The following is a 12496-nucleotide window of genomic DNA, read 5'->3' on the forward strand; positions in this document are numbered from 1 at the left end:
CTGCAAAAAAACAACTTCTTATGACTTCTGATTCATAAATGGGGTATCGTCCCATTTACATATTTAAATCCTGTTTGTTAGCCTCTCCGCTTTGTTTAACCGAAAATGGCCACCAATTTCCTCGGCCGAAGATCCGTACCATTACAGGGACAAAGAACGGCAGGAAGATTAAAGCGTACAAGGCCAATCCTACGAGCACCACTGTAGCAATCTGCATCATCGACAATACCCCAGAAGGATACATCGAAGCGAAGGTACCACCCAGAATAACTACAGCTGAAAGGATAACTGTACCCATATTGCGCATAGCGTGTAGAATCGCTTCTTTTACGTCCCATGTTTTATTTTCGTTAAACCGGGCCATTAAGAAAATGCTATAATCCACACCTAGTGCAATCAGCATAACAAAACTAAAGAATGGCGTCGTCCAGGTAATCCCTTCATAGTGCAGAAGATTAACGAAAATAGCCTCTGTAACGCCCAACGCTGAAAAGTAAGTGATCAAAAGTGAAATGATAAGGTAAATCGGCATTACGATTGAACGGAGCAGCAACACTAATATGATGAAAATACCGCTCAGCATCAAGATTACCGTACGCGTATAATCTTCATTGGAAATATTCCTTAAATCGCTTTGACTGCTTGTAACCCCGCTAATAGCTGTTTCAGCATTTTCAAGCTTCGTACCTTTAACGGCACGATCTACTGCTGCTTGAATATCACCCACACTATCTATAGCCTCTGAGCTGTAAGGATTCTCGGTAAATACCACGTCCAACGTCATCACCTTACGGTCATCAGACAAGTACGTATCAAATACCTGCTTTATACCTTCAGCTTTAAGTGCCTCAGCTGGTACGAAGAATCCGCTCAGCTCTTCATCCTTAGCCGCTTGAATCTGATTTAAGTATTCTTGTGCCGAGCCCAGACCACTTGTAATTTGCTTCAATCCATCAGCACTATCGCTTAGTCCAGTGGTTAAGGCCCCAATCTGACCTGTCAATTCACCAAAACCATCTGCAAGCTGCTTCTGTCCGCCTTGCAATTGATCAAGACCACTTGTGATAGATGGAATCTTATCTACGATCTGTCCTTGACCTGCTGCTGCCTGATCGAGTCCAGATTGCAGTTGACCGATTCCTGCTACAAGCTTAGCTAAACCTTGTGCGAGCGCGGTTTGCCCAGCCGCAGCTTTGGCATAACCGGCATTCGCCTCATTTAAGCCAGTAGCTGCACCTTTAAGCTGTTCTGAAACCTGACCAAGACCGGCTGCTAGTTGCGCTGCACCCGTACCACTTTGTGCTACTGTACCTTTGATCGTCAAATAATTTACATCCTGAACAATTTCCGGATAACTGCTCTCTAGGCCAGCGAAGGAACTGTCCAGTCCTTTTAATGCCTCTGCAACACCTTGTAGCTGCTTCGGAAGCTGCCGGAGTCCTTCATCCAGCTGGGTTAAGCCTCCACCGATTTTTTTATAGCCCTCAAGTAACTTCGCATTTGCATCTGCTAACTGTTTAGCACTTGTTGCTGCCTGCTGAAGACCGGATTTGATCTCTCCTGCACCCGCTGAGCCACTCTTAATCCCGCTCTCAATCTGGGTGAGCCCAGCACCTAAAGCAACAATTCCGTCTTTGAGATCCGCTGTGCCCTCTGTCAGCTTAGCACTCCCTGCAACAGCCTCTGTAAGTTTAGGGGCATTATCGCTAAGCTGTTTACTAGCTTCAGACAAGCCGGTCTGAATCTTGGCCAGACCTTCGTTACTCTGGTCCAGTCCATCAGAAAGAGTACCCACCTGATTCGGAATCAAGAAATCACTAATCAGCTCACCTGTTGGACGTGACATACTCCGAACAGATTTTACACTATCCACTTTTTCCAGCTCGCGGCTAATTTTCTCCGCAAGTCCCAGATATTCTGAATTGTCCATACGATCATCATTCTTGATAACGATCTTGCCAGGCATCGATTCACCTGGTCCGAAGCTCTCCGAAATAATATTAAAGCCTTTTACGGAAGCATATTCCGAGCCAATTTCCTCCAAGCTGTTAAAAGACAGCTTACCGCTATAGGTGACTAGGAATGGGGATACGATTACTGCAACGATTAGAAGTGCGGCCCACGGTCTTTTTAAAGAAAAAGAACCTGCCCATCCCCAAATACGGCTCTCACTATGCTCCAGTTTGCCACGGGAGGGCCAGAATAGCTTTTTGCCTAGAACAGCCATAAAGAATGGAACAATTGTCACAAGTGCCAATAGCATAACTGCAATACCAACTGCAACAGCTACTGCTGAACGATAAAGAATAAATTTCGATAACCCAATCGCTATAAAACCTACAAACACCGCTAAGCCCGAATAGAACACCGTTCCTCCAGCTTTTCGATAAGTTGCAATGATTGCACTTTTAGTATCTTCTGCGGTCATCAATTCTTCTTTAAAGCGACTGATCAGCAGAATACAATAATCCGTACCGATCCCGAACATGACCGCAACCATAAAGATTTGAGTAAACGTTGATAAAGGAAAATCATAACGAGCCACCAAAAAAGCCACAACAGATTGGGATACAATATAGCTGATACCCACGGTCAGCAGCGGTACAAAAGGCGCTACGAACGAACGAAACACGACGAATAGAATAAGTAGGATAAAGACAACTGTAATATACTCCGACTTCTTTAGCCCTGCTTCTGAGCTTGCAATCATATCCTCTGTAATCAGACCTTCACTGGTCAAATAATGATCTGCTTTAACACCTGAGAGCATCTCATCCACTTTATCTGGCAGCGAAGTAACAGCCTCTCCTTCACCTTTTACGGACAACGCCACCATAATAGTCTTGCCATCTTTGGCAATCAGTGTATCTTTAAGCTCACTTTGTGAAAAAGGATCAGTGATGGAATCTAACTGCAGAGCTTCCTTATTCGCAGCCAGCTTCTCAACGCCTTGTTGAATACTTGCTGTTTCTTCCGCTCCGATTCCCTTCGGGTTATTGAACACAAGGGCTACTTGATGGAGTGATTCGCCTCCCTTGTCACTTGACGCTTCCTTCATGATTTCTGCTGCTCTTGATGAAGGGTATCCCTCTGGAACGGTAACCTGCCCCTTCTCACGGACAAGATCAGAGAAAGACGGGGCCGTCATCACTAGCACCACCGCTACAGCGAGCCAGATTGCGATAACCGCCCATCTTGCTTTTAGAATCGTCTTCATTGGCTCTTCCCTCCATTATCATTCTGAATTAGACTTGCCAGCTTCTCAAACATCATGATGAATGTCTCAATATCCTTCTTTTCAAAATGAAACAAATACGGTGCAACTACTTCATGTACTTGCGACTCAGCTGCTTCAAATACTCTTTTACCATGCTCTGACATCGATAAATACACCTGACGACGATCATTCTCGTCACGAGTTCGCTCGATAATGCCCGCTTGCACCAGTCTGTTGATTATTGCTGTAATGGAGCTTTTACCCACGCAAAAAGTTTCTGCTAGATATGTAGACGTACATTGTTCCTGAGCATTAATCAGACGCAGAATTTGATACTGATCATTCGTTGTATCTGCAGCAATGCTATCTTTAATTCTTGCGGCTACTTGTCGAGTCACCATCATATAAGCATCCATATAACGGTTAATCCAATGCTGAACTTCATCTTCCAAAGCTTCCTACCTCCAAATATAGTTCAACTGTAGAACAGTTTCACTGTCAAACTATAATCCCATTTATTTCAAAAGTCAACTTTACAATTCTTAGGAACAATTTAAGGTGTACCCAACAAAAAAACAGGCCGAGATTTCATCTCGACCTGCCATTCTATGTCTTTTAAAAAATTGTTTATTCCTCATCCTCGATCTCTTCTACTTCATAAACACATCTCAGCGTTTCAATGCCTGCTGCATTCTCGCCGAGGCTGTACACCATGAATCCAAGACTACGGTAGAAATCTGCAGCAATCTCATCCTCTGTTTCAGCTACCAGATAACGCGGCTGACGTGTAGTAAGCAGCTCCAGAATCATCCCCCGTGCGTAGCCTTTTCCTCTATTCTCTGGCAATACAGCAATATGCCGAATATCCAAAGAACCATCTTCTGTTTCTTCAAAGCCTACAAGACCAAGCAGTAATTCTTCCTCTTCCCAGCCATATAACTTTAGCCCGGCTTGTTCGCTATACTCAGACGAAGTCTGCTGTAAAGCATTCGGATCATCTATGACCGCATAAGTCAGCAGCTCATTCACCTCAGGTGTACCAATGAGGGGTTTAAGATCAATCAACATTCTTCACATTTCTCCTTCTTTGTTCCTTTTACAGCTAATCACTCGAAACAATCCGTAGCCTGTCCACACACCTAGCATGTTTAATAGTAAATCATCAATATCGAAGCTTCCCACATGCAGCAGCATTTGCAAGCACTCCAAAAGCAGAATACAAGGGACAGCATATAGCGAGATCCTAAGCCAAGAAACCGGACGTATCTTTACTATTGGCGAAAGAAAACCAAATGGAATAAAAACTACAACATTTCCTAGCAGATTTACTAGCCGATTGATAAGTGATAAACCGTTATCCAAGTTGAAATAAAGTGACACCGTGCGAAATGGAACCAGATTATACTGAAGAGGACCTCCGGTATGTACCTCACGTCCAAATCCGATAAACATCCAATAGATAACAGTAGCACTATACAGAGTTAGCACTACCCGTGTCAATCCTTTTAGCGGCCATGAACGGTAAGTTTCTTTATGTCTGCGGTTAATCAATTCTTAGGTTGAGCTTCAATAATTTCGATAGTTCCATCAAGTTTACCTACGATCGCCATCGCTGCAATTCCAATAAATAGGCCGTGATCTACAACACCCGGGATATTTTGGATGGTCAGTGCTAGCTTCGGTGCAGCTTCTATCGCTTCAAATCGGCAGTCCGCGATGTAATTGCCATTATCCGTCTTGTACAACTCTTCTCCGCTGCGACGCAATTCAGGTTGGCAACCCAGTTTGGCAAGCTCTGCCACAGTCCATTCCCACGCGAAAGGAACGATTTCAACCGGCAATGGAAATTTGCCTAGCGTGTTTACAACTTTACCTTCATCGGCAATCACAATCATTCGGGTACTATTACTAGCTACAATCTTCTCACGAAGCAAAGCGCCGCCGCCGCCTTTAATTAGTTGCAGACTGCTGTCTAACTCGTCCGCTCCGTCAATGGTTAAGTCCAGACTATCAATATCACCAAAAGCTACCAGTGGAATTCCTAGCTCTCGTGCTTGATCTTCGGAAGCGCGTGAAGTAGCTACTGCGGTAATTTTCAAGCCTTCACTGACGCGTTCACCGAGCTTGCGGATTGCCCAGTAGGCAGTTGATCCCGTACCCAGACCTACCTTCATTCCATCTTCTACATATTCCACTGCTTTTTCAGCTGCTAGTTGTTTAACGTTGATACTCATTTCAATACCCCCATGTTATCCATTATAAAGTTTTATAGTATTTTGCCGTAACAGAGACTATCCGGATCACCTATGTAGGGTCCAAATAAATCAATCGGTTGGTAGCCATGCTTGACGTAAAGCGCAATCGCTTCTGGCTGCTTAATTCCGGTCTCCAATCGGATCTCCTTAAACCCCGCCGCTAATGCTTGTTCTTCAAGGAATAACAGCATATTTGTAGCTATGCCCATTTTACGATAACTAGAATCTACATAAAAGCGCTTCAACTCCATCGTTGCAATCTCTATTCCGATATAATCCAGTGGACGAAGCCCACCACAGCCCACTGGGTTTCCGTTTAAGTAGGCTACTACGAAAGTCATTTCTTTTACTTTGGGATCCTCGAAATCAACAACATAGATCGTCTCATGCGGATAACGCATCTTCAGTTCCTCATCCAGAAACGTAATAAGTTCTCTTAAATCAGCGTTCTCTGGATCAACTACTTCAAAATTCACTTCTGTTACGGGCGACACTCTATTTCCCTCTTTTCTTGTATTCAAATTCGTATTATCCTTCTTGCAGCCAAAAAAATCAATATTCTTCATTCTGTCTTATGTATATTGTAATTTCACTACATCCTCTAAGTTTAGGATCATCTCTTTTTCAGCGTGGTTAGCAGCCCTATGTAAGTAAGCTTTATGCTCAATGAAAGCATCTGAGGGGGCTGCCAATTTAATGTGCTCCAGCACACTGCGTTCGACATCAGCGAGAACTAGATTTCCTCTACCTGCACTTACTCTACATAGATTAATGATTGCTAAAGGCTTATTCACAACTGCCTGCCCGCTGGACTCCACAAAAACTGTGTATTGAACTAAAGGAATTACGTCTGGGTCTTCCACACTAGCAGCGCAAGATTGGTCAAAGATAGAATACATTAGAGAAGGATTGCGTGATAAAGTTCCTAATTTTTTCTGATTAGATACCAATTTGCTGTTCTGGTAGGCCAAGAATCCGGCAACTGACAACACGAGCACAAGCAAAATAACTAATATCGAGTACATTTCATCACGTCCCACCCAATACTCCATAATAACAATACCGATTATATATTATCATGGATATCTGCATAGACCAATCCTATATTATCAACACTATAACAAGTGTAAGCGATATTCAATCTATAAAGTTATTTTGAAATATTCAAAATAACAGTTGAAACTTCGTTTGACATGTCTCATAATGAAAATATGAATATTGTTTGTCAATCCATATGGAAATCAAGGGAGGAAACTTAAAATGAAGTTTTTCTTGGACACCGGAAATATTGAAGAGATCAAACGTATTACTCGCCTCGGATTAGTGGATGGCGTAACGACTAACCCGTCGCTCATCGCTAAAGAAGGAAGATTGTTTAAAGATGTTATCAAAGAAATCGTTGCAATCGTTCCAGGTCCTGTAAGTGCAGAAGTAATCGGACTTACAGCAGAAGAAATGCTTAAAGAAGCATACGAAATTGCTGAGTGGGCTCCAAACGTTGTCATTAAACTCCCTATGACTGAAGATGGCCTCGAAGCATGTTATGAGCTTACAAAAAAAGGTATCAAAACTAACGTAACGCTTGTCTTCTCAGCGGCTCAAGGCTTGATGGCTGCAAAAGCAGGCGCAACTTATATTTCTCCTTTCGTAGGACGTCTGGATGATATCGGTGTTGACGGAATGAAGCTGATCAAGGATCTGAAGACCATCCTAACTAACTACGGTATGACTTCCGAAATTATTGCAGCATCCATCCGTAACATTGCGCATGTTGAGCAAGCCGCTCTTGCTGGTGCTCACATTGCTACCATCCCAGGTTCGCTCCTGCCTACCCTCTGGAAGCATCCGCTGACAGATAACGGAATCGAACGCTTCCTGAAGGATTGGGAATCCGTACCACAAGCATAAAATTATCTTTCATTCTTTTATCAAAGGGCTATCCCGCAAGTTACGGCAACGTAGCTTAAGGATAGCTCTTTTTTCCATCTAAAGTCCTTGCAGAAGTCTGACGAACACGCTTTGACAAGAGGCGCGGATTTACCTGCTCCGTTTCTTTCACGCCAGATTCTCCCTTGCTCCCCTTGCTTGGCGTTACTGCAAATAAGGTCAGTAATCCACCAATTGCGCCGACTGTAGCCATCAAAGCGAATAATACCCAATGACCACTGCTTAACAGCAGCGATACCACTGGCGGTCCTGCGGCTACCCCTATAAACCTCATACTGCTATAGAGAGCGGTTATCGTACCGCTGTTCTCTTTCTCAATTCCCTCCGTGATTAAAGCATCCATACAAGGAAGCACAATCCCGATTCCAACACAACCTAAGCCCATAAACCCGACTAAGAAATATATACCTTTATTGAACCCCGCAAAGATCATTGCTGCAGTTAGTAGCACCATACCTCCAAAGCCCAGCCATTTCATTAGCGTTTTGTTCTGACCAATGATCTTTCCTGTTCCATATGAAGACAGACATAACAAGGCTAATGGTATTGCCAGCACAAACCCCTTCATTGCCCCATGCATATTAAATTTAGATTCCAGCATTTCCGATAAATAGAATTGAACGCCAAAGGTTACAAACATACAGATACCGCCTATGGCAAAAATAGCATACAACCATCGTCCCTTTTCACGCAATATGCTCACAATTCCGGATAAAAATTCTCTTATACCCTGTTTCTCAGGTTGTTCCTTCGCTTCCGGCTTTCGAACCAGAAAAAGAACTAAAGCAAATGAAATTAGACATAGAACAGGAATAGCGATAAAAGGTGCAAACCAGAGCCATATTCCAAGATAAGCACCAAGAATCGGACTGAGTACTTTACCAAAGGTATTTGAGGTTTCAATAATTCCCAGACTTTTGCTTACATCCTCTTCTTCCTTGAATAAATCACCAACGAAGGGCAGCACAATAGGAAAAGCACCAGCCGCACCTATCCCTTGTAACAAACGTCCGGCCAGAATGACCCAATAGGCGCTAACGCCCTTCATAAACCAAGCCGCCACCACGCAGACGACTCCACCAATAGCAGCAATGATCAAACTCGGAAGAATCACCTTTTTTCGTCCATAAGCGTCAGACAGGTACCCTGCAATAGGAATCATCACGATAGCCATCAATCCATAAACAGTAATCAGCATACTCACCTGAAAAGAGCTAATGCCTAGTTCTTTAGAAATCTGCGGCAAAATAGGGAGCAGCATGGAGTTACCGAGGGTCATAATTAGCGGAATGGATGCCAGTGCAAGCAGATCCCATTTTCTTTCCTTCATGAACTGACCACCTTTGTCATTGTTTGCGGCGACTCTCTATATTGTGGTTTGTTCATCCCTCTTTATTCATACATATAAAAAGACCGTCCCCCGCGAATGCGAAAGGACGATCTTATGATCAGAAGATAGGGCTTTACAGCGAATTTGTAATCATGGTCTTCGCTTTTACAGATGGAAGAAACCGGTTTGGTTCTCCTAGGCTAAAAATATGCAGCAAGTGCATCGCTCGAGTACAAGCTGTATAGAACAGTTTACGCTCACTTTCTCTGCCATATCGTTCAGCTGAGCCATCATAAATGATGACAGCATCAAACTCCACACCTTTAGCTAAGTAAGCAGGTAACACCAATGTTCCCTTCTGGAAATTCGGCGTTTCTTTCGTAACGAGCCTTACGGGTAGCCTACTATGTAGTTCATCATGAACTCTTGCGCTTTCTTCTGCTGTTTTACAGATGACAGCCACATAATGATACCCCTTGGACTGCAAATTCCGGATATCCATTTCAACTGCATTCAGAAGCTCATCCTGGTTAGACACCACACTAAGCTGAGGTTCTTCTCCTCGTCGATTAAACGGCACAATTCTTTCCCCTCCAGGAATCATTGAACGCGTAAATTCTACAATCTCAAAAGTGGAGCGATAGCTTCGGGTTAACGAGATCACTTCTGTATTCTCTTCCCCATAAATGCTTACCAAACTAGACAAATCACCGAGCACCTCACCTTGTGCATAGATCGCCTGATTCAAATCACCCAATACGGTCATTTTTGCCCTTGGAAATAAACGGCGCATGAACTCTAATTGGAAAGGTGAATAGTCTTGTACTTCATCCACAATCACATGACGAATCAGCGTATTGGTACGGAAGCCTTGGCTTAACTCCTTCAAATAAAGAAATGGTGTAGCATCTTCGTAGGCAAGCTCGTTCACTGCGATTGATTTTAGTGTTTGTTCACAGATCTCATCCCATATTTCCGGCAGAGAATTAACACCATTCAGACGTTCCATAAGCTCACGATCCGTAAACAGCGTACTGTACAACCCCTTAACATCCACAAAACGACCTCGTTTAGTCCATCCGCGCAGCGGTTTTAAGCGTTGGCTGACTACATATCGGGATAACACTTCTTTTTCAGTATCAAAATCATCAAAACTATCCTGCGTGGCTTTCTTCTTACGTCGCAACATCTGATATGCACGATGGTAATCACTGGAGTCCAATAGCTCAATTTGATCTTCAACCCATGAAGCATTTCTTTCCTCATGGCTAAAATCAGCGATCTTCTTCAGTAACCAGCGTGTCATTAAGTCTACACGGTTCGCAAGCTTAATGGCAGGATCATAGGCATAGAAATGACGTTCCATTTCTTCTTTACTGACTACCGCTCTACCTTGAAACATTAAAGGCTTGAACAGCATGCCCTCATGTTCCAGCATCGTAGCATACCGACGAATCACATCGAGAAAAGGTACGGATGATTTATAAGCGATGCCTTCTCTACGTATACCCACTTCAGGGCCATCAGGGGCATTCAATAGGTTTTCCGTCTGACTAAAGACATCTTCCAGCTGGAATTCATGTCCTAAACGATGCTCAAGATACATCTGAAAAGTGGTTTGTTGCATATTTTCTTCACCTAGCTCTGGGAGCACAGTTGAAACATAGCTATTAAACAGCGGGTTCGGTGAGAACAACAACATCTGGTCTGCTTGCAGAACTTCACGGTATTTATACAAAAGATAAGCAACCCGCTGCAATGCTGCAGAGGTTTTCCCGCTTCCTGCGGCACCCTGAACGACCAGCATTCGGCTTTTATCGTTGCGGATAATCGCATTTTGCTCTTTCTGGATGGTAGCTACAATACTCTTCATTCGATCATCGGCACTATGGCTAAGCACTTGCTGCAAAAGCTCGTCGCCGATCGTTACCCCAGTATCAAACATAACTTCAATAACACCATCAGAAATCACAAACTGACGTTTAAGATTCATTGTACCGGAAACAAGTCCACCGGGTGTCTCATAAGCTGTTGGGCCAGGAGCTCCGTCATAATATAAGCTCGATATAGGCGCCCGCCAGTCATAGATCAAGAAGGTGCCATCATCCTCCATCAAGGATCCAATTCCCAGATAAATCTTTTCCGTTTCTCCATTTGGTGCTTCTGTAAAGTCAATACGCCCAAAGTAAGGAGAGACGAGTAGCTTTTTATATTTTTTTAGAGCCTTGCTCGACTGTAAATGATGGCGTTCACGTTCATTCAAGATTTGGGATTGTTGGCGCAGACTTGTTGAAGTTTCCCCTAAATCGTCTGGACTACTGAAGTTTACTGTTACCTCTTCCCAGAAGTCTTTCCGCATATCCACCACATCACTGCGATGGAGTCCGAGCTCCTCAGATAATCGCCGGATATGGGCAGACAAAAGCTTAGTCAATCCGTCAACCCGCTGCTGTTCCTCTTTCCATTCAATTTCATGATTCTCCACTACATTTCATCCCCTTTGGAGTTTCACCCTGAACATAATCCTTTAGCTTATATGTTGCACATCACAAGGTTATGTTTTAAGCTTCGCGATCCGTTTCTTTTTCCTCAGTCGCTATACGGTTCATCTGATCTGCCACTTTATCAAGCCGTTCTAATTGATAACCGTAATCGTAAATAGCTGCGGCTACAACATACAATCGTAGTTGACCTATTTTCTCCGCATTATACCCCAGGATCGTTGAATTCAAAAATCCATCATTCTCGTCTCCCAAGGGTTCCGATTCATTAGTGTTTGGTTTTAGTTTATCTTCAAATTTCAACAAGATCAGTTGATGATATTTGATTAACTGCTCCAAATGACTGTCAAACAATGCATCTGTCTCTTCACTTCGATCCGCTTGAAAATAATGCCGATCCACAGCCTCAAGAACATCGAAGCCTTTTTGCAAAGAAGATAACAGGTTCTTATAGACAACCATTTGTCTAGTCTGACTGTACTTCGCCCTCTTAAGCTGTTTCTGCTCTTCCTCAAACAAAGCGTACTTATCCGCTAAAGATTTAATAGATGACTCCAGTGCAAGTTTTTCATCACGAAACACACTTTCCTTCATCTCATGGGATACAGCCGTTCTTAGCAGCAAGGAAAGACTGGCAAAGACGTTCTCGATTTGCTTGATGTACTGTTTCCGTGGTTTCGGAGGAACTACTATAATATTGATTAGAAAGGCAGAAACAATCCCTGTCAATGTTAATAAGAAACGATTCAGCGCGAACTGCCATTCACCAGAAGCCTCCATCACTGTTATAACGGTGACCAGTGTCAGGCTAATAGTATCTGCTCGGTTAATTTTCATACTGATCATAATGACAAGAATGCAGACCAACCCAACCGCAATTGGACTATTGGATAACAGCATTCCTCCCAGAAGAGCGAGTACCGCGCCCATTGTAGTCGTTGTTAGCTGATCAAGAAAATAACGCCAAGAGCGATAAATAGATGGCTGCATAGCGAAAATCGCTGCAATCGCAGCGCCCACAGAAGATGGAAAATGTAGCAGTTCGGCTAAATACAAGGCAAGCGTAACTGCCATTCCTGTTTTAAATATGCGAGCTCCAAAAGCCAAAAATATCCCCCCTAAAAATTGGCCCACTCTGCAATATGGACATCTACGAATCCCTCATTCCTCTAATTACCCAAGCCTAGAGTTGATGAATTTTATGATCATTTAAGCTCTCACTTATGATTCTTTCAGCTTTCAGGGA

At 43.4% G+C, this 12496-nt stretch carries 11 protein-coding genes; 1 reads left to right on the forward strand and 10 read right to left on the reverse strand.

Annotation, left to right across the window (positions count from 1 at the left end; genetic code table 11):
• Positions 1–55: 55 nt before the first annotated feature.
• The 7 genes from ACWNM1_RS09805 to ACWNM1_RS09835 form a co-directional block, all read right to left on the reverse strand.
• Positions 56–3217, reverse strand: coding sequence for an MMPL family transporter (locus ACWNM1_RS09805; protein WP_449600831.1), 3162 nt, complete (start codon positions 3215–3217; stop codon positions 56–58).
• Positions 3214–3669 carry a MarR family winged helix-turn-helix transcriptional regulator gene (locus ACWNM1_RS09810; RefSeq protein ID WP_076282879.1) on the reverse strand — a complete coding sequence of 152 codons (456 nt, stop codon included), beginning with the start codon at positions 3667–3669 and terminating at the stop codon, positions 3214–3216. The genes ACWNM1_RS09805 and ACWNM1_RS09810 overlap by 4 nt, the downstream gene beginning before the upstream one ends.
• Positions 3670–3844: 175 nt before the next feature.
• A complete protein-coding gene (locus tag ACWNM1_RS09815) occupies positions 3845–4285 on the reverse strand; it encodes a GNAT family N-acetyltransferase (protein ID WP_283911593.1) in 441 nt (146 codons plus the stop codon).
• A gap of 3 nt (positions 4286–4288) precedes the next feature.
• Positions 4289–4768 (reverse strand): VanZ family protein, encoded by a 480-nt coding sequence (locus tag ACWNM1_RS09820; protein WP_341054186.1) that lies wholly within the window; start codon positions 4766–4768, stop codon positions 4289–4291.
• Positions 4765–5445 (reverse strand): ribose-5-phosphate isomerase RpiA, encoded by a 681-nt coding sequence (gene rpiA, locus ACWNM1_RS09825; RefSeq protein WP_449600861.1) that lies wholly within the window; start codon positions 5443–5445, stop codon positions 4765–4767. The genes ACWNM1_RS09820 and rpiA overlap by 4 nt, the downstream gene beginning before the upstream one ends.
• Positions 5446–5483: 38 nt before the next feature.
• A complete protein-coding gene (locus ACWNM1_RS09830; protein WP_449600832.1) occupies positions 5484–5966 on the reverse strand; it encodes a GNAT family N-acetyltransferase in 483 nt (160 codons plus the stop codon).
• A 78-nt stretch (positions 5967–6044) separates the two neighbouring features.
• Positions 6045–6497, reverse strand: a complete 453-nt coding sequence (locus ACWNM1_RS09835) for a hypothetical protein (RefSeq protein ID WP_143759423.1) — start codon at positions 6495–6497, stop codon at positions 6045–6047.
• Between the two features lie 235 nt (positions 6498–6732).
• On the opposite strand from ACWNM1_RS09835, the gene fsa reads away from it, so the two are divergent.
• Positions 6733–7380: a fructose-6-phosphate aldolase gene (gene fsa, locus ACWNM1_RS09840; RefSeq protein WP_042126959.1), complete on the forward strand. Its 648-nt coding sequence runs from the start codon at positions 6733–6735 to the stop codon at positions 7378–7380.
• 55 nt (positions 7381–7435) lie between these two features.
• On the opposite strand, the gene ACWNM1_RS09845 is transcribed toward fsa, so the two are convergent.
• From ACWNM1_RS09845 to ACWNM1_RS09855, 3 genes are all read right to left on the reverse strand, one after another.
• Positions 7436–8749 (reverse strand): MFS transporter, encoded by a 1314-nt coding sequence (locus ACWNM1_RS09845; RefSeq protein WP_449600833.1) that lies wholly within the window; start codon positions 8747–8749, stop codon positions 7436–7438.
• Positions 8750–8882: 133 nt separating this feature from the next.
• Entirely contained in the window at positions 8883–11234 is a 2352-nt protein-coding gene (gene helD, locus ACWNM1_RS09850) for an RNA polymerase recycling motor HelD (protein ID WP_449600834.1), read from the reverse strand.
• A 76-nt stretch (positions 11235–11310) separates the two neighbouring features.
• Positions 11311–12357 (reverse strand): FUSC family protein, encoded by a 1047-nt coding sequence (locus tag ACWNM1_RS09855; protein ID WP_042187452.1) that lies wholly within the window; start codon positions 12355–12357, stop codon positions 11311–11313.
• Between the last annotated feature and the right edge of the window lie 139 nt (positions 12358–12496).

Source organism: Paenibacillus sp. Marseille-Q9583 (assembly GCF_976954365.1).